Origin of the sequence: Klebsiella sp. EMBS2024, from assembly GCF_036233805.1 — a bacterium.
GTDB classification, from domain to species: Bacteria; Pseudomonadota; Gammaproteobacteria; order Enterobacterales; family Enterobacteriaceae; genus Klebsiella; species Klebsiella pneumoniae.
In genome coordinates this window covers 3,016,700-3,034,475 of record NZ_JAZARW010000001.1, presented here as the reverse complement: position 1 = coordinate 3,034,475, position 17,776 = coordinate 3,016,700, and the positions used below count along the sequence as shown (strand labels likewise).

The window sequence follows — 17,776 nt, the reverse complement described above, 5'->3', positions numbered from 1 at the left end:
TGGCGCCTTTCGGCGCCATTTTTATGCAGCAAGCATTACTTCTTGATGCGGATTACCGGGGTTTCACCCACGGTCACGCTACCGGACAGTTTGATCAGCTCTTTGATCTCGTCCATGTTGGAGATAACCACCGGCGTCAGAGTCGACTTGGCTTTCTCTTCCAGCAGCGGCAGATCAAATTCGATAACCGGATCGCCGACTTTCACGCGCTGACCTTCTTCAGCGATACGCTTGAAGCCTTCGCCTTTCAGTTCAACGGTATCAATACCGAAGTGAACGAACAGCTCGATGCCGCTATCAGATTCAATAGAGAACGCGTGGTTGGTTTCGAAAATTTTACCAATGGTACCGTCTACCGGCGCGACCATTTTGTTGCCAGTCGGTTTGATGGCAATCCCATCGCCCACAATTTTTTCCGCAAAAACCACATCCGGCACGTCTTCAATGTTGACGATCTCACCGGAGAGGGGAGCAACAATCTCAATAGTTCCGGTGTCTTTCTTGTCATCAGAAACCAGAGATTTCAATTTATCAAACAAACCCATGATCTTCTCCTAAGCAGTAATTTGGGCCGCGCATCTCGTGGATTAGCAGATTGTTTTTTCTTCAATGAACTTGTTAACCAGCGTCATTAACTCGTCCGTTGTCGGTTGAGCAAGAGCCTGCTCTGCTAATACTTTCGCATCTTCGAAGTTCGTATTACGAATAATCTTCTTGATGCGCGGGATGGAAATGGCGCTCATAGAGAATTCGTCCAGCCCCATACCCAGCAACAGAAGTGTAGCACGTTCATCGCCCGCAAGCTCACCGCACATGCCAGTCCATTTACCTTCAGCGTGAGAAGCATCAATAACTTGCTTAATCAGATTCAGTACAGACGGTGACATCGGCTGGTAAAGATGTGAAATCATATCATTACCACGGTCAACTGCCAGAGTATATTGCGTTAAATCATTGGTGCCGATACTAAAGAAATCAACTTCTTTGGCCAGATGACGAGCAATAGTCGCCGCAGCCGGTGTTTCCACCATCACGCCGATCTCAATGGATTCGTCAAATGCTTTACCTTCGTCACGCAGTTCCTGTTTGTAGATTTCGATCTCTTTCTTCAGCGCACGCACTTCTTCAACAGAGATGATCATCGGGAACATAATGCGCAGCTTACCGAAAGCGGAGGCACGCAGGATGGCGCGAACCTGGTCGCGCAGGATCTCTTTACGATCCATCGCAATACGCACGGCACGCCAGCCGAGGAACGGGTTCTCTTCTTTCGGGAAGTTCATGTACGGCAGCTCTTTGTCGCCGCCGATATCCATGGTACGGACGATAACGGCCTGAGACCCACAGGCCTCAGCCACCGCTTTATAAGCCGCAAACTGTTCTTCTTCAGTTGGCAGCGCGTCACGGTCCATGAACAGGAATTCGGTACGATACAGACCTACGCCTTCGGCGCCGTTGCGCTCAGCACCTTCGACATCGCGAACGGTACCAATGTTGGCGCAGACTTCAACCTGATGGCCGTCGAGGGTAATCGCCGGCAGATCTTTCAGTTTCGCCAGTTCGGCTTTTTCTTCCGCAACCTGAGCCTGCAGACTACGCAGCGCTTCAATTTGCTCGTTAGACGGGTTGATCAGAACCTGGTTGTTCACCGCGTCGAGAATCAGATAGTCGCCGTTTTTCACCTGCGCCGTGATGCTGCCGGTGCCCACGATGGCCGGCAATTCCAGGGAACGCGCCATGATAGAGGTGTGGGAGGTACGACCGCCCGCATCGGTGATGAAACCCAGCACTTTTTTCAGGTTCAGCTGTGCGGTTTCAGACGGGGTCAGATCGGCGGCGACGAGGATGACTTCATCCTGAATCGCACTCAGATCGATGATTGCCAGACCAAGGATGTTGCGCAGCAGGCGCTTACCGATATCACGTACGTCAGCCGCACGTTCTTTCAGGTATTCATCATCCAGCTCTTCCAGGGCAGTGGCCTGACCGTCGATAACTTCATTGGCTGCCGCGTCGGCAGTCATGTGCTTATCTTTAATCAGGGCTATGATTTCCTGCTCAAGCTCCTCATCTTCCAGCAGCATAATATGCCCTTCGAAGATGGCTTCTTTTTCTTCACCGAAAGTTTCACCAGCTTTGGTTTTGATGACCTCCAGCTGGGCGGAGGCCTTGGCGCGGCCGCTCAGGAAACGTTCGACTTCCTGATCAACCTTATCGGCAGAAATTTTCTTCCGGTCGATGACAATTTCATCTTCCTTCAGCAGCAATGCTTTGCCGAAGGCGATACCCGGGGATGCTAAAATGCCTGAAATCATAACCCTACCTTACTTGTGACTGATATGAAAAAGAACCCGTGAACTTACTCGAGTTCAGCCATCAGTTTAACCAGATGCTCAACAGCTTTCTGCTCATCTTCGCCTTCAGCGGAGAGGGTCACTACGGTGCCCTGGGTCAGGCCCAGAGTCTGCAGTTTGAACAGGCTTTTGGCGCTGGCGCTTTTGCCGTTGGAGGTTACAGTGATCTCAGAAGTGAAGCCTTTAGCTTCTTTAACAAACTGAGCAGCAGGGCGGGTGTGCAGACCGTTCGGAGCGGTAATGGTAACTTCTTGCTGGAACATTATATTTCCCCAACTTATAGGTTTAGTGTTGTGGACCTAAAGTCTAGTCTAACGACTCGACTTTAGCCTGTATTGTTAGCGCCGGCGTTACGTTTCCGGCCTTGGCGTCGGCAGCGCCTGGCGCTGCGAAGACCTGCGGGCCATTGACGTCTAGCACGTCATTAAACATTATGCCGCGAAAGGAAGACTTGAACCAAATCATAAAATCGATTCAGCTGGCGGAAATCCTCTTCTGAATAATTTCGCGCATCAAAATAAATGTGCTGGTTAAATACCAGACCCTACGAGGTGAATCAATGCCAGGAGGGGTAAAACTTTGACGTGTGCCACAAAAAAGCACCCGAAAAGGTGCTTTTTTACACATTATTTACAAGCTGGCACTACTGTTGCAGCTCTTTCTCAGTGAAGAGATCGGCGAACAGCGCGGTGCTTAAATAACGCTCACCTGAGGAAGGCAGGATAACCACAATATTCTTATTGGTAAAGGCCTCATCTTCCTGCAGCTTCAGCGCGGCGGCAACGGCGGCCCCGGAAGAGATACCCGCCAGGATGCCTTCTTCTTCCATCAGGCGGCGCGCCGTGGAGATAGCTTCCTCGTTGGTAATGCCGATCACTTTGTCGACCAGCTTCAGATCCAGGTTGCCAGGAATGAAGCCGGCGCCGATACCCTGAATTTTGTGCGGACCCGGCTTGAGCTCTTCCCCCGCCAGCGCCTGGGCGATCACCGGGGAATCGGTCGGTTCAACGGCGACGGTGATCAGATCTTTTTTACCTTTGGTGTTTTTGATATAGCGGCTGACGCCGGTCAGCGTTCCGCCGGTACCTACGCCGGAGATAAACACATCCACCTGACCATCGGTATCTTCCCAGATTTCCGGGCCGGTAGTCTTCTCGTGGATTTCCGGGTTAGCCGGGTTGCTGAACTGCTGCAGCAGCAGGAATTGTTCCGGGTTGCTGGCGACAATCTCTTCCGCTTTCTGGATAGCGCCTTTCATGCCTTTGGCGCCTTCGGTCAGCACCAGGTTGGCGCCCAGGGCTTTCAGCAGCTTACGACGCTCGATGCTCATGGTTTCCGGCATGGTTAGCGTCAGTTTGTAGCCGCGGGCCGCCGCCACGTAGGCGAGGGCGATACCGGTGTTGCCGCTGGTCGGCTCGACCAGTTCCACGCCAGGTTTCAGAACGCCGCGCTTTTCAGCATCCCAGATCATATTGGCGCCGATACGGCATTTTACGCTAAAGCTCGGGTTACGAGATTCTACCTTTGCCAGGATACGGCCATTACCGATGCGGTTCAGTCGTACCAGCGGCGTATGACCGATAGTCAGGGAGTTGTCTTCAAAAATCTTACTCATGGCCCGTCCTTAACTGTATGAAATTTGGGGGTACGGCATCAGCATACCCGCTTAAAGAATATGCGGAAGTAAGGATTTAGCATATCTATATGCGGAAGGGAAATAATGATAAGCAAGAAGGAATAAGCGCGATATAAGGGAGCGGCCTTTGCCGCCCCCAAGTGAAGGTGTTACCGCTATTTCCAGCTGGCGTGTCTATCGCGATAGCAATCGACCCACATGGCGGTGGCGCCGCAGATAGCCACCGGGAGGATCACCAGGTTTAACACCGGGATCATTGTGAACAGGCTGGTGAGCGCCCCAAACTGCATATTCATCACTTTGCGACTGCGCAGCGCTTCGCGCATGGTTTTGAAGGGAACCTTGTGATTATCAAAGGGATAATCACAGTATTGAATCGCCAGCATCCATGCGCTGAACAGGAACCAGAGTACCGGGGCTACCGTCTGGCCAACGCCGGGAATAAAGTAGAGCAGCAACAGCACGATGGCGCGCGGCAGATACCAGGCCAGCTTCTGCCACTCACGCTTCATAATCCGCGGAATATCTTTCATGATGCCAAAGACGCCGACGTCCGGCGGGGTAGCGCCGGTCAGGCGCGCTTCCAGCTGTTCCGCCAGCAGGCCGCTGAACGGCGCGGCTATCCAGTTGGCGATCGTCGAAAAGAAGTAGCCAAACACCAGCAGGATTGAGAGCACTACCACCGGCCACAGCAGGTAGTTTAGCCACTGCAGCCAGTCCGGCACATGGCTCATCAGCGAGGGGATCCAGCTGCCGAGACGGGTAAACAGCCACCAGAAGGCAGCGCCCATCAGCAGCACGTTAACCAGTAAAGGCAGGAAGACATAACGCCGTATGCCCGGCAGCCCGATGAGTTTCCAGCCCTGCGAAAAATAATAAACGCCGCTGCGCGGGGTCGGTGCGGATGATGAAACCATAGCCAGGCATTGCTCCTTTTTTAACATCCGGTGTGAATGCTCGCTTATTTTATCGGGTCGTCAGACAATAACCAGTTAGGAAATGTTCGAAAAAACAGCAAAAAGCACGATTTAGTTCATCTTTATGTGGTGAAAGCGACCGACGCACTTGCACTTGAGGTAATCGGCAAATACTCTTAGTGAGTAAATGTTTGCCGTGGTGGCAAGGTGTTAGAACAACAGAGAATATAATGATGCAGGATTTGCGTCTGATATTAATCATTGTTGGCGCGATCGCCATAATCGCTTTACTGGTACATGGTTTCTGGACCAGCCGTAAAGAACGTTCTTCGATGTTTCGCGATCGCCCACTGAAACGTATGAAGTCGCGCGACGATGAGTCGGAAAACGACGACTTTGATGATAATGTTGAAGGCGTAGGAGAAGTCCGCGTTCATCCGGTGACTCACGCCCCGCACGGCGCGCATGGGGAGCATGAAGCCCCTCGTCAGGCGCCGCAGCACCAGTACCAGCCGCCTTACGAGCGCCAGATGCAGCAGCCTGCGCGTCCTGAAGAACCGGTTCGCCAGCCGCCGCAGCCGCCGCGCCAGGCCCCGGTTCCACCGCAGCAACAGCCTGCGCCGCATGCGGCTCCGCAGACTGGCTGGCAACAGCCGCAACCTGCGCAGCCGCCCGTACAACCGCAACACCAGCCGCAGCCTGTTGTGCAGCAGACTGTCGCGCCGCAACCGGTGACGCCGACCGTCGCTCAGCCGCAGCCAGCCGCCCCGCAGCAGCCTGCGCCACAGCCTGTTGCCGCGTCGCAGCCCGCCGTCGCGGAACCGCAGCCGGTAGAGCCGCAGCAGCCCGCCGCGCCGCAGCCGAAAGAGCGCAAAGAGACGGTCATTGTGATGAACGTCGCCGCGCATCATGGCGCCCAGCTTAACGGTGAAGTGCTGATCAACAGTATCCAGCAGGCCGGCTTTAAGTTTGGTGAAATGAATATTTTCCACCGCCACCTAAGTCCGGACGGCAGCGGTCCGGTGTTGTTCAGTCTGGCCAACATGGTGAAACCGGGAACCTTCAATCCGGACAGCATGGCGGATATGATGACCCCTGGGGTGACTATCTTTATGCAGGTCCCTTCCTACGGCGATGAACTGCAGAACTTCAAGCTGATGCTGCAGTCTGCGCAGTATATCGCTGACGAAGTGGGCGGCGTGGTGCTTGACGATCAGCGTCGCATGATGACGCCGCAAAAACTGCGTGAATACCAGGATCGTATTCGCGAAGTGAAAGACGCGAACGCCTGACGTTCCGCGTTAACTCAATCCTTTCTCAACCCCCGCCTGTCGGGGGTTTTTTATCATTGATGGTGTGATATGGAACCAATCGAACAACAACTGACTGAACTGCGAACCACGCTTCGCCATCATGAATATCTGTACCACGTTATGGACGCGCCGGAAGTGCCGGATGCGGAATATGACCGCCTGATGCGCAAGCTGCGCGAGCTGGAGAGCCAGCACCCGGAGCTGATTACCCCGGATTCGCCAACTCAGAGGGTGGGGGCGGCGCCACTCACCGCCTTTAGCCAGATCCGCCATGAAGTGCCGATGCTGTCGCTGGATAACGTGTTTGACGAAGAGAGCTTTCTCGCCTTCAACAAGCGGGTACAGGATCGCCTGAAAAGCACAGATCATCTTACCTACTGCTGCGAGCTTAAGCTCGACGGCCTCGCGGTGAGCATTCTCTATGAAAACGGCGTGTTGGTGCAGGCGGCAACCCGCGGCGACGGCACCACCGGCGAAGATATTACCTCTAACGTGCGAACTATTCGCGCCATCCCCCTCAAGCTGCATGGCGAGAATATTCCTGCACGCCTTGAGGTACGTGGGGAAGTGTTCCTCCCGCAGGCCGGGTTTGAAAAAATCAATGAGGAAGCTCGCCGCACCGGCGGGAAAGTGTTTGCTAACCCGCGTAATGCGGCAGCGGGTTCGCTGCGCCAGCTCGATCCGCGCATCACTGCGAAGCGACCGCTTACTTTCTTCTGCTACGGCGTGGGCGTGCTGGAGGGCGGCGAGCTGCCGGCCAGCCACTCGGCTCGGTTGCTGCAGTTCAAAGCATGGGGGCTGCCGGTGAGCGATCGCGTCACCCTGTGCCACACCCCCGAGGAAGTGCTTACTTACTATCGTAAAGTCGAGGAAGAGCGTCCCCACCTGGGCTTTGACATTGATGGCGTGGTGATCAAAGTCGATTCGCTGGCGCTGCAGGAACAGCTGGGTTTCGTCGCCCGCGCGCCGCGCTGGGCCGTGGCCTTTAAGTTCCCGGCACAGGAGCAGATGACCTTCGTCCGGGACGTGGAGTTCCAGGTGGGCCGCACCGGGGCGATTACGCCGGTGGCGCGTCTGGAGCCGGTCCATGTTGCCGGCGTGTTGGTGAGCAATGCCACCCTGCATAATGCCGATGAAATTGAACGCTTAGGCTTGAAAATCGGCGACAAGGTGGTGATTCGCCGGGCAGGCGATGTGATCCCGCAGGTGGTTAACGTGGTGCTTTCCGAGCGTCCGGCGGATGCCCGGGATGTCGTCTTCCCGACCCACTGTCCTGTATGTCAGTCAGACGTTGAACGGGTGGAAGGCGAGGCGGTAGCCCGCTGTACGGGCGGCCTGATCTGCGGCGCGCAGCGCAAAGAGTCGCTCAAGCACTTCGTCTCCCGTCGCGCGCTCGACGTTGACGGCATGGGCGACAAGATCATCGACCAGCTGGTGGAGAAAGAGTACGTCCATACCCCGGCGGATCTGTTCCGGCTGACGGCGGGGAAACTGACCGGGCTGGATCGGATGGGGCCGAAGTCCGCGCAAAACGTAGTCAACGCCCTCGAGAAAGCCAAAGAGACGACCTTCGCACGTTTCCTCTACGCCTTAGGTATTCGCGAGGTAGGAGAAGCGACGGCGGCGGGCCTGGCGGCGCATTTCGGCACTCTCGAAGCCCTTGAGCAGGCTACCATTGAGGAGCTACAGAAAGTCCCTGATGTCGGCATCGTCGTCGCTACCCATACCTTCAACTTCTTTGCCGAAGAGAGCAACCTCGATGTCATTGCGCAACTGCTGGCGGAGGGGGTTCGCTGGCCTGCGCCGGTGGTGGTGAAGGCGGAAGAGATTGATAGCCCGTTTGCAGGCAAAACCGTGGTCCTTACCGGCAGCCTCAGCCAGCTGTCGCGCGATGACGCCAAAGCGCGTCTGGTGGCGCTGGGGGCGAAGGTGGCAGGCAGCGTGTCGAAGAAAACCGACCTGGTGATTGCCGGCGAAGCGGCGGGGTCTAAGCTGGCGAAAGCGCAGGAGCTGGGCATCGAGGTGATTGACGAGGCCGAAATGATGCGTCTGCTGGGAGAATAACGTGGATAAAGCGCAGCTGGTCGAGATAGCCAATACCGAAATGCCGTTCGGTAAATACAAGGGACGTCGCTTAATCGATGTCCCGGAAGAGTATTTATTGTGGTTCGCGCGTAAGGATCAATTCCCTGCCGGGCATCTTGGCGAGCTGATGGCGTTGACCCTGCTGATTAAAACTGAGGGGCTGAGCGATCTGGTCCAGCCCCTGAAGAAAGCGCGTTAGGCTTTGGCCGCGTTGGCCTTTTCCTCAGCGAGACGCGCATCGGTTTGCTGCTTGTAGCGCCGCGCCAGCACCGCGCAGACCATCAGCTGGATTTGGTGGAAGATCATCAACGGCAGCACCATGATGCCGAGGATGGAGGTCGGGAAGAGAATATTGGCCATCGGAATGCCGTTGGCCAGGCTCTTTTTCGAACCGCAGAAGACGATGGTAATCTCATCGGCTTTGTTAAAGCCGCAGCGGCGGGCGACAAAGACGTTGACCGCGATGACGATGGCCAGCAGCACCAGGCTGACCACTACGATAAACAGCAGCGATCCCAGACCGACTTTATGCCAGATGCCATTCACCACCGCCTCGCTAAAGGCGGAGTAAACCACCAGCAGAATCGAGGTCTGGTCGGTCTTACCAATCCACTTCTTATGCTTCGCCACCCAGTCGCCAATCCACGGCCGCGATAAGTGACCGAGCACGAAAGGCAGCAGCAGCTGCAGCATAATTTTACCGACCTGCTCCAGACTGCCGCCTGCGCCGTGAAGGTTCATCAGGACCCCCACCAGTAGCGGGGAAACAAAGATCCCCAGCAGGCTGGAGGCCGAGGCTGAGCAAACCGCAGCCGCGACGTTGCCCCCGGCCAGCGAAGTAAAGGCGATAGCGGATTGCACGGTGGCCGGCAGAATGCACAGATAGATAAAGCCGCTGTAGAGCATCGGATCGACATTCACCGGCGCCCACCAGGCAAACAGAACCCCGAGTAGCGGGAAGAGAATAAAGGTGCTGCACATCACCCAGAGATGCAAACGCCAGTGGCTGCCGCCGGCGATAATCGCCTCCCGGGAGAGTTTAGCGCCATGCATAAAGAACAGCAGCGCGATGGCGGCGGTGGTCAGATGTTCAAAGAAAGGGACGAAAGCGCCACGGGCCGGGAAGAATGAGGCCAGCAGGACAACGGTGATTAGCGTGGCCGTAAACGGATCGAGAATACGGAAAAGTTTCATAAACGCTCCTGAAAAGAGATGCGCTATTGTGCTTTTTTTCATTTGAGAAATAAAATTGATTTATTGCATCTATTCATGAATAAAAAAGATGAATTACTCTCTGCGTCAGTTAAAAGTATTTGTCACCGTCGCCCGGGCCAGAAGCTTCAGCCGGGCAGGGGAGATGATTGGCTTAAGTCAGTCGGCCGTCAGCCATAGCGTCAAGGAGCTGGAGCATCAGACCGGCGTCCGTCTGCTCGACCGTACTACTCGCGAAGTGGTGCTCACCGAGGCGGGTCAGCAGCTGGCGGGCAGGCTGGAACGTTTGCTTGATGAGTTGACGATTACCCTGCGTGACGCCGGGCGGGTAGGCCAGCAGCTGAGCGGCACCGTCAAGGTCGCCGCCAGTCAGACGATTTCCGCCCACCTTATTCCGCAGTGTATTGCTCACAGCAATCGTCGTTATCCCGATATCGATTTTGTGCTGCACGATCGGCCCCAGCAGTGGGTGCTGGAGAGTATCCGCCAGGGGGAAGTGGATTTTGGCATCGTGATTGATCCGGGCCCGGCGGCAGACCTTCAGTGTGAAGTGGTTCTGGCGGAACCATTTTTGCTGCTCTGCCGGGAGGATCATCCTTTTGCCAGCCTGACAGAAGTGCCGTGGCAGGCGCTGCAGGATGAAAGGCTAATCCTGCAGGATTATGCGTCCGGCAGCCGCCCGCTGATCGATGCGGCCCTCAGCAGACTGGCTATCCGGGCGAACATCGTCCAGGAGATTGGCCACCCGGCAACGCTGTTTCCGATGGTAGAATCGGGAATTGGCATCAGCGTTCTGCCGGCGCTGGCGCTACCGTTACCGCAGGGGAGCCATCTGACGGTGAAACGGCTGACTCCGGTGATGGAGCGGCAGCTGATGCTGGCATGCAGGAAAAATCGCTCGCTGTCGACCGCCGCTCAGGCGTTATGGGAAATTGTGCGTGAAGAAGGGGAGAATTTAACCGCCGCCAGGGTTGAAGATCCGCTATATCAGCGCTGACAGGGGGGATTGCTGCGGAGGGACTCGTGGCAGGGCCATGTTCCGCGCANAGCAAAAAGGCGCCTTTAGGGCGCCTTTTTACATTGGTGGGTCGTGCAGGATTCGAACCTGCGACCAATTGATTAAAAGTCAACTGCTCTACCAACTGAGCTAACGACCCGAAGTGGTGGGTGATGACGGGATCGAACCGCCGACCCCCTCCTTGTAAGGGAGGTGCTCTCCCAGCTGAGCTAATCACCCACTTCGGTACTTCACATTTTGACAGAAAATCCAGCTGGCGAGAAAGTGGTGGGTGATGACGGGATCGAACCGCCGACCCCCTCCTTGTAAGGGAGGTGCTCTCCCAGCTGAGCTAATCACCCACTTCTCAATTTTCTGTTCTACACGGCGGAGACTACGTTAAGTAGTGGTGGGTGATGACGGGATCGAACCGCCGACCCCCTCCTTGTAAGGGAGGTGCTCTCCCAGCTGAGCTAATCACCCCCGCTGTGTGGAGTCGCATTATAGGGAGAGTTGAAAATGAGTCAACGCCTTTTCTAAAGAATTCGTTCGTTCGTCGTAAAATTAAACAAAGCGATCGCGAAACCGGCGCCATAGCATGATTTATAAACAAAAATGGCAAACCGTGACGTTCCGATGGGAACAACATTGAGGAATCAGCCCACGGTGTTAGAATATTGACCCATAATTTCCACCGGACATTGCCGGCTATCGGCATCTTTATTAAACGTAAGGCCAATTCATGAAAATCAAAACTCGCTTCGCGCCAAGCCCAACCGGCTATCTGCACGTTGGCGGTGCGCGTACTGCTCTCTATTCCTGGCTTTTTGCCCGTAACCACGGCGGTGAGTTTGTGCTGCGTATTGAAGACACCGATCTCGAACGCTCCACCCCGGAAGCAATTGAAGCCATCATGGATGGCATGAACTGGCTGAATCTGCAATGGGACGAAGGCCCCTATTTCCAGACCAAACGTTTCGATCGTTATAACAACGTAATCGATGAGATGCTGGAAGCCGGTACCGCTTACAAATGCTATTGCTCGAAAGAACGTCTGGAAGCGCTGCGCGAAGAGCAGATGGCGAAGGGTGAGAAGCCGCGTTACGATGGCCGCTGCCGCCATAGCCACGAGCACCATGCTGACGATGAGCCGTGCGTCGTGCGTTTCGCCAACCCGCAGGAAGGTTCGGTTATTTTTGACGATCAGATCCGCGGACCTATCGAGTTCAGCAACCAGGAACTGGACGATCTGATCATTCGCCGTACCGATGGTTCCCCGACCTATAACTTCTGCGTGGTGGTAGATGACTGGGATATGGCGATCACTCACGTGATCCGCGGCGAAGATCATATCAACAACACGCCGCGCCAGATCAACATCCTCAAAGCGCTGAATGCGCCGGTGCCGGTTTATGCGCACGTGTCGATGATCAACGGCGATGACGGTAAAAAACTTTCCAAGCGCCACGGCGCAGTGAGCGTGATGCAGTACCGCGACGACGGCTACCTGCCGGAAGCGCTACTCAACTATCTGGTGCGCCTGGGCTGGTCTCATGGCGATCAGGAGATTTTCACTCGCGAAGAGATGATTGAGTTCTTCTCGCTGGGCGCGGTGAGCAAATCCGCCAGTGCCTTTAACACCGATAAACTGCTGTGGTTAAACCATCACTATATCAATACCCTGCCGGCGGAGTATGTGGCAACGCATCTGCAGTGGCATATCGAGCAGGAAAATATCGACACTCGCAACGGCCCGCAGCTGGCTGAGCTGGTGAAACTGCTGGGCGAGCGTTGCAAGACGCTGAAAGAGATGGCCCAGAGCTGCCGCTACTTCTATGAAGAGTTCGCTGAATTCGATGCCGACGCCGCGAAAAAACATCTGCGTCCAGTGGCGCGTCAGCCGCTGGAAGTGGTTCGCGATAAGCTGGCGGCGATTAGCGACTGGACGGCGGAAAACGTCCATCACGCGATTCAGGCAACTGCTGATGAGCTGGAGGTGGGGATGGGTAAAGTCGGTATGCCGCTGCGCGTGGCGGTTACCGGGGCAGGGCAATCTCCTGCGCTAGACGTTACTGTCCATGCTATCGGTAAATCCCGTAGCGTAGATCGTATCAATAAAGCGCTGGCTTTTATCGCTGAACGCGAAGGCCAGGCGTCCTGACGGCGTCGCAGCTGAAACAACGGCAGGTTACCCTGCCGTTTTTTTTGTCTGTTATTCCGGACTGGCGATGCCGAGGCGGGCAAGAAAACCACTAATCCCTTCCCGGGCCAGCAGATCGCGGAGCTGCAGCTGTTCTGCCGGAGTCATCAGCTGTAGGGTTTCCGTGATTTGCCGCCAGATCGCGTCTGCCTCATTGACCAGGTATGCACCTGGCGATTCCGCGAGATGATTGTCGGTAAGCAGATGGCGTCTGGCAGGGATGTTGGTCAGAAACTCGCGTACCGGTTGGTCGATAACCACCAGTCGCGCTCGCCCCCCTTTAACGCCGGGTATTGCTTCGGTGCGCCATTGTTTCTCGCGAACCCAGCGATTGATCGTTTGTCTGGCCAGCCCCAGGCAGTCGGCAAGCTCTGCGGGCGTCATTTTATCTTTCAGTTTCATCATGGTTTACCGATCGCGGATCCCTAACCGAAGCAGTAACCCGGTGATCCCCTCGCGCAGCAACAAAGACATAAGCTGCTTCTGCTCGCTGGGGGTGAGTTCTTTACTGAGGGTCAGCAGCAGCGATTCCAGATCGCTATCATGGGGAGAATAGATGCCGGGCGTCTCCGCCACCCGCTGGGCGCTGCGGATAAACTCCCTGACTTGCTCATTGACATGGACCAGGCGCGCTTTGCCGCCCTGGACGCCAGGTCGCGGAGAGGTTTGCCAGCCTTCTTTCCGCACCCACTTATTGATAGTTTGCCGACTGTAGCCGGTTAGATGGGCAATTTCTTCAGGTGTCATTCGTTCCTTGAGCATACTATTTCCTGAGTAAATGTATGGGAATTAGCTGCCCATGTTATAGCATCCTTTTACGTGAAAAGGTGACCTGTTTAACTTCTGACTGCGATAAGGCTCGCAATGTCAGCAAGTTGCCTGCTTTTTCAGCGATTGAATCGGGAAGGATAATTTTGCCGTTGACACCTGAGCGAGGAATTCATATTATGCCGCCCGTCAACACGACACGCTTTACGTTACGGGGCTATAGCTCAGCTGGGAGAGCGCTTGCATGGCATGCAAGAGGTCAGCGGTTCGATCCCGCTTAGCTCCACCAAATTCTGCACCCAGCGGATTTGGTTCGTAAAGAAGTCCTGTGGGGCTATAGCTCAGCTGGGAGAGCGCTTGCATGGCATGCAAGAGGTCAGCGGTTCGATCCCGCTTAGCTCCACCAAAATTCAGAACCCTCGCTTCGGCGGGGGTTTTTGTTTTTAGCGGGTTTCATGTAAAGCACTTTCTGGTTACGTCAGTTAATCTCCAGCAATTAAAATCGAAAGTAATTTCAGACTATTTCCTGATAATTCGCCTTGCCTGCCCTAAATAAGCAACATAACATTTCCCCCATTAAACGTGATGAGGTTTCTGGAGTTTTAATTAACAATAATGCTTGATAAAATTAACATTAATATCAAAAAAACTCTATTGGCCTTTATCATTTGTTTAGTCGCTATTCCGCTGGCTCGTTTTATTTCACCGCAAACGATAATTGACGGCAACCTTATTTATATTGCCTGGCTGCCAATCAGCGTGATGTTTTCTGTTATTTTTATCTTTGGCCGCTATGCAATTGCGCCATTAATTCTCGCGTTTGCCATCACCAATAGTTTTCTCATTAAATTAACGCTGCCGCAGGCGTTTATCTTACTTTTTTGTCAACTGTTCGCCGTGTTTGTCTCCTGCGCTATTCTGCGACTGTTGGTGGGGAAGCGCTGGCGCTGCGGTCCAACGGCAAAGCATATGGGGGCGCGGATCTTCTGGGGCGGCTTCTTCGCGCCGGTGCTCCTGAAAATCACCATGTATCTCGCCGGACAATATTTTGCGTTTCCATTAGCTATTACCAGTTACTTTGGTAGTATGCCGTTGATTTATACTGTAATAGATATCCAAAGTTTAATCAGTGCGGCATTAATTTTTACGACGTTTCTTTATTATCCAATGCGGATGATTATCAGTCCGCGCTACGCCCGACGTTTCTGGCAGCAGGAATGTTTACCGTGGCTGGCACCGCAATATCGCTCCTTTACCCTATATTGGTTTATCGCGTTGGCGGTGATATTAACGCTATTGTGTGCGCCGTATCAGTCTGAATTTATTGCCGGTTATTTAGTTCCGGTTATTTTTATTGTCTACTTTATCGGTATCAGTCGAATAGGCCATGCGCTATTGCGTATTTCATGGTCTGTCTCGGCCTTTTTGCTGGTGGTATATAACAAAAACTTTCTCCAGGGGGTGCAAAGCGAGTATTCACTCTCCTTTGTGCTGTCGGTTCTGATCTCCTTTACTATCTGTTTGTTTTATATGGCCGACATCTATGCCCGCAGCGACCGCAACAAACGCCGCTGGCGTAGCCAGGCGGAAGAGGATCCGCTGACCGGCTTGCCTAACCTGCGCGCGCTGGAGAGCCATTTACAGAGCTGTCCTCAGCAGGCTATCTGCAGCCTGCGTATTGATAATCTCGACTTTCTCAGTCGGCATTATGGTCTGATGATGGGGGTGGACTGTAAACGGCAGATTATTCGGGCGCTGCAACCGCTGCTGGGAGCGGCGGATAAAGTCTTCCAGGTACCGGGCAGCGAACTGATCCTCGTGCTTGATGGACCGGAGCCGTCGTCCCGCTTGAACCATATGGTCGCGGTCCTCAACCACAAAAAGTTCAGCTGGCACAATCAGCCGCTGGATTTGGAGTTTGGCGCGGCCTGGGGCCGCGATGACGGCCAGGGTGAGGGACTTTACCAGATGCTGGGCCAGCTAAGCTGGCTTTCCGAACAGGCGGGCAGTGAACGTCGGGTGCTGGCGCTGGACGAGGAGCAGGATCTGGTGGTGGATCAAACTACCGAGCAGGTGCGCCTCCTTATGCGCGTCAAGCAAGTGCTCAAAGATCGCGCGCTGATGCTCTATGCGCAACCGATTCAGAATCCGGAGGGGGAGGGTTATCATGAGATCCTCACGCGCATGCGCTGTGGCGATAGCGTCATTATGCCCGACCGATTCATTCCGCTGATTGTGCAGTTTAACCTCAGCCAACGTTTTGACATGCTGGTGCTGGAGACCTTGTTCAGTATGCTCCATAAGCATCCCGGCCAGCGCTTCTCGGTCAACCTGCTGCCTGCAACTCTGATGCAAAAGAACAGCGCAGGGCAGATTATCGCGCTGTTTCAACGCTATAGCGTCTCGCCAGAACTTATAACTATTGAGGTGACCGAAGAGCAGGCCTTCTCTAATGCGGACACCAGTCGGCAAAATCTTGAAGCGTTGCGCGCGTTTGGCTGCGCCATCGCTATTGATGACTTTGGCACCGGCTATGCGAACTATGAACGTCTGAAACATTTACAGGCCGATATCATTAAGATTGACGGCTGCTTCGTCCGCGACATCCTCATGGACCCGCTGGACGCCATCATGGTGAAATCGATTGTCGAGATGGCGCGGGCGAAACAGATGAGCGTGGTGGCGGAATATGTCGAAAGCGAACCGCAAAAAGCGCGCTTGCTGGAGCTGGGCGTGAATTATCTGCAGGGTTATCTGATCGGTAAACCACAGCCGCTGGGTGAATGACGGGCAAAAAAAAGCCGGGCATTGCCCGGCTCAGATGACTGACGTGTGTTACAGAACCAGCGCCGCAATCGAGGCGGACAGCACGCTAACCAGCGTGGAGCCGTACACCAGCTTCAGACCGAAGCGAGAAACTACGTTGCCCTGTTCTTCGTTCAGACCTTTGATCGCCCCGGCAATAATGCCGATAGATGAGAAGTTGGCGAAGGAGACCAGGAAGATAGAGATAATGCCTTCCGCGCGCGGGGAGAGCGTCGAGGCAATTTTCTGCAGATCCATCATGGCGACGAATTCATTGGAGACCAGTTTGGTAGCCATAATACTGCCCACCTGCAGCGCTTCGCTTGCCGGCACACCCATCACCCAGGCAACCGGGTAGAAGATATAGCCGAGGATACCCTGGAAGGAAATGCTATAGCCGAACCAACCGGTCACGGTGGCGAACAGGGCATTCAGCGCCGAGATCAGCGCGATGAAGCCGATCAACATCGCCGCCACGATAATCGCGACTTTAAAACCTGCCAGAATATACTCGCCCAGCATCTCGAAGAAGCTCTGACCTTCGTGCAGATTCGACATCTGCAGATTTTCTTCGCTCTCTTCCACGCGGTAAGGGTTAATTAATGACAGAACGATAAAGGTGCTGAACATGTTGAGCACCAGCGCCGCAACGACATACTTTGGCTGCAGCATGGTCATGTAAGCGCCTACGATGGACATGGACACGGTGGACATCGCCGTCGCCGCCATGGTGTACATGCGGTTGCGCGACATTTTGCCGAGAATATCTTTATACGCGATAAAGTTTTCCGACTGGCCGAGGATCAACGAGCTCACGGCGTTGAAGGACTCCAGCTTGCCCATGCCGTTAACTTTCGACAGGACGGTACCGATCGCGCGAATGACAATCGGCAGGATACGAATATGCTGCAAAATGCCGATCAAAGCCGAAATGAAGACGATAGGGCACAAAACTTTGAGGAAGAAGAAGGCCAGGCCTTTATCGTTCATGCCGCCGAACACGAAGTTTGTCCCTTCGTTGGCAAACCCGAGGAGTTTTTCAAACATCTCGGAAAATCCTTTCACAAAACCCAGACCAATATCGGAGTTGAGGAAGAACCAGGCCAGCAGGACTTCAATGACAAGCAGTTGAACAACATAACGAATACGGATCTTTTGGCGGTCATGGCTGACCAACAGGGCCAGTATAGCCACCACAACGATCGCGAGGACAAAATGCAAGACGCGGTCCATAGTTGCTCCAAATATGAGGCAGGTTAAATTTCCGTGCACATTCTATGCAACGGCTTTAAAGAAAACGAGATCAATTGCACACTATTGCAAGGAACTGTGACCAATGGCAAAAATAGTGATCCAACATCCACTTTTGTTATGTTACGTAAAGGTTTTAAAAGTTGCATTCTTGTACTACTCTTAATAGCGGGCTGGATCTCGTTTTCTGACGCCCGTATTCCATTTCCGGCCAGCTATTGTTCCCTTCTATCACAGC

At 54.3% G+C, this 17,776-nt stretch carries 15 protein-coding genes and 6 tRNA genes; 8 read left to right on the top strand and 13 right to left on the bottom strand.

Annotation, left to right across the window (positions count from 1 at the left end):
• Nucleotides 1-35: 35 nt before the first annotated feature.
• The 5 genes from crr to cysZ all read right to left on the bottom strand — a co-directional run bounded on the left by crr (nucleotide 36) and on the right by cysZ (nucleotide 4,907).
• Nucleotides 36-545 (bottom strand): PTS glucose transporter subunit IIA, encoded by a 510-nt coding sequence (gene crr, locus VZP09_RS13985; RefSeq protein ID WP_000522253.1) that lies wholly within the window; start codon nucleotides 543-545, stop codon nucleotides 36-38.
• A gap of 42 nt (nucleotides 546-587) precedes the next feature.
• Nucleotides 588-2,315 carry a phosphoenolpyruvate-protein phosphotransferase PtsI gene (ptsI, locus tag VZP09_RS13980; protein WP_002913506.1) on the bottom strand — a complete coding sequence of 576 codons (1,728 nt, stop codon included), beginning with the start codon at nucleotides 2,313-2,315 and terminating at the stop codon, nucleotides 588-590.
• A 44-nt stretch (nucleotides 2,316-2,359) separates the two neighbouring features.
• On the bottom strand, nucleotides 2,360-2,617 hold the full coding sequence (gene ptsH / locus VZP09_RS13975; protein ID WP_002913505.1) for a phosphocarrier protein Hpr: 258 nt from the start codon (nucleotides 2,615-2,617) through the stop codon (nucleotides 2,360-2,362).
• Between the two features lie 380 nt (nucleotides 2,618-2,997).
• Complete coding sequence (gene cysK, locus VZP09_RS13970) at nucleotides 2,998-3,969, bottom strand: cysteine synthase A (protein WP_002913498.1); 972 nt, start codon at nucleotides 3,967-3,969, stop codon at nucleotides 2,998-3,000.
• A 176-nt stretch (nucleotides 3,970-4,145) separates the two neighbouring features.
• Nucleotides 4,146-4,907, bottom strand: coding sequence for a sulfate transporter CysZ (gene cysZ / locus VZP09_RS13965; RefSeq protein ID WP_004174922.1), 762 nt, complete (start codon nucleotides 4,905-4,907; stop codon nucleotides 4,146-4,148).
• A gap of 230 nt (nucleotides 4,908-5,137) precedes the next feature.
• Here cysZ and zipA point away from each other — a divergent pair, with 230 nt between their 5' ends.
• From zipA to VZP09_RS13950, 3 genes are all read left to right on the top strand, one after another.
• Complete coding sequence (zipA, locus tag VZP09_RS13960) at nucleotides 5,138-6,199, top strand: cell division protein ZipA (RefSeq protein ID WP_032415291.1); 1,062 nt, start codon at nucleotides 5,138-5,140, stop codon at nucleotides 6,197-6,199.
• Between the two features lie 69 nt (nucleotides 6,200-6,268).
• Nucleotides 6,269-8,284 (top strand): NAD-dependent DNA ligase LigA, encoded by a 2,016-nt coding sequence (gene ligA / locus VZP09_RS13955; protein WP_328795222.1) that lies wholly within the window; start codon nucleotides 6,269-6,271, stop codon nucleotides 8,282-8,284.
• Between the two features lies 1 nt (nucleotide 8,285).
• Entirely contained in the window at nucleotides 8,286-8,504 is a 219-nt protein-coding gene (locus tag VZP09_RS13950) for a DUF3820 family protein (protein ID WP_002913440.1), read from the top strand.
• On the opposite strand, the gene VZP09_RS13945 is transcribed toward VZP09_RS13950, so the two are convergent.
• Nucleotides 8,501-9,499 carry a bile acid:sodium symporter family protein gene (locus VZP09_RS13945; protein ID WP_002913439.1) on the bottom strand — a complete coding sequence of 333 codons (999 nt, stop codon included), beginning with the start codon at nucleotides 9,497-9,499 and terminating at the stop codon, nucleotides 8,501-8,503. The genes VZP09_RS13950 and VZP09_RS13945 overlap by 4 nt on opposite strands.
• Nucleotides 9,500-9,587: 88 nt before the next feature.
• Here VZP09_RS13945 and VZP09_RS13940 point away from each other — a divergent pair, with 88 nt between their 5' ends.
• A complete protein-coding gene (locus VZP09_RS13940; RefSeq protein WP_002913438.1) occupies nucleotides 9,588-10,514 on the top strand; it encodes a LysR family transcriptional regulator in 927 nt (308 codons plus the stop codon).
• 84 nt (nucleotides 10,515-10,598) lie between these two features.
• Here the strand turns inward: VZP09_RS13940 and VZP09_RS13935 are convergent.
• The 4 genes from VZP09_RS13935 to VZP09_RS13920 all read right to left on the bottom strand — a co-directional run bounded on the left by VZP09_RS13935 (nucleotide 10,599) and on the right by VZP09_RS13920 (nucleotide 10,997).
• Nucleotides 10,599-10,674: transfer RNA gene (locus tag VZP09_RS13935), tRNA-Lys, on the bottom strand.
• 4 nt (nucleotides 10,675-10,678) lie between these two features.
• Nucleotides 10,679-10,754 (bottom strand) — tRNA-Val (locus VZP09_RS13930).
• 46 nt (nucleotides 10,755-10,800) lie between these two features.
• A tRNA-Val gene (locus VZP09_RS13925) sits at nucleotides 10,801-10,876 on the bottom strand.
• A 45-nt stretch (nucleotides 10,877-10,921) separates the two neighbouring features.
• A tRNA-Val gene (locus tag VZP09_RS13920) sits at nucleotides 10,922-10,997 on the bottom strand.
• A 259-nt stretch (nucleotides 10,998-11,256) separates the two neighbouring features.
• On the opposite strand from VZP09_RS13920, the gene gltX reads away from it, so the two are divergent.
• Complete coding sequence (gene gltX, locus VZP09_RS13915; protein ID WP_004145598.1) at nucleotides 11,257-12,675, top strand: glutamate--tRNA ligase; 1,419 nt, start codon at nucleotides 11,257-11,259, stop codon at nucleotides 12,673-12,675.
• A 51-nt stretch (nucleotides 12,676-12,726) separates the two neighbouring features.
• On the opposite strand, the gene VZP09_RS13910 is transcribed toward gltX, so the two are convergent.
• Entirely contained in the window at nucleotides 12,727-13,119 is a 393-nt protein-coding gene (locus VZP09_RS13910) for a MerR family transcriptional regulator (RefSeq protein WP_002913435.1), read from the bottom strand.
• A 3-nt stretch (nucleotides 13,120-13,122) separates the two neighbouring features.
• On the bottom strand, nucleotides 13,123-13,476 hold the full coding sequence (locus VZP09_RS13905; RefSeq protein ID WP_002913434.1) for a MerR family transcriptional regulator: 354 nt from the start codon (nucleotides 13,474-13,476) through the stop codon (nucleotides 13,123-13,125).
• Nucleotides 13,477-13,695: 219 nt separating this feature from the next.
• On the opposite strand from VZP09_RS13905, the gene VZP09_RS13900 reads away from it, so the two are divergent.
• The 3 genes from VZP09_RS13900 to VZP09_RS13890 all read left to right on the top strand — a co-directional run bounded on the left by VZP09_RS13900 (nucleotide 13,696) and on the right by VZP09_RS13890 (nucleotide 16,269).
• Nucleotides 13,696-13,771, top strand: a tRNA-Ala gene (locus VZP09_RS13900).
• Between the two features lie 41 nt (nucleotides 13,772-13,812).
• Nucleotides 13,813-13,888: transfer RNA gene (locus VZP09_RS13895), tRNA-Ala, on the top strand.
• A gap of 209 nt (nucleotides 13,889-14,097) precedes the next feature.
• Nucleotides 14,098-16,269, top strand: coding sequence for an EAL domain-containing protein (locus tag VZP09_RS13890; RefSeq protein WP_032438088.1), 2,172 nt, complete (start codon nucleotides 14,098-14,100; stop codon nucleotides 16,267-16,269).
• Between the two features lie 48 nt (nucleotides 16,270-16,317).
• On the opposite strand, the gene nupC is transcribed toward VZP09_RS13890, so the two are convergent.
• Nucleotides 16,318-17,520 carry a nucleoside permease NupC gene (nupC, locus tag VZP09_RS13885; RefSeq protein WP_002913423.1) on the bottom strand — a complete coding sequence of 401 codons (1,203 nt, stop codon included), beginning with the start codon at nucleotides 17,518-17,520 and terminating at the stop codon, nucleotides 16,318-16,320.
• Nucleotides 17,521-17,776 lie beyond the last annotated feature (256 nt).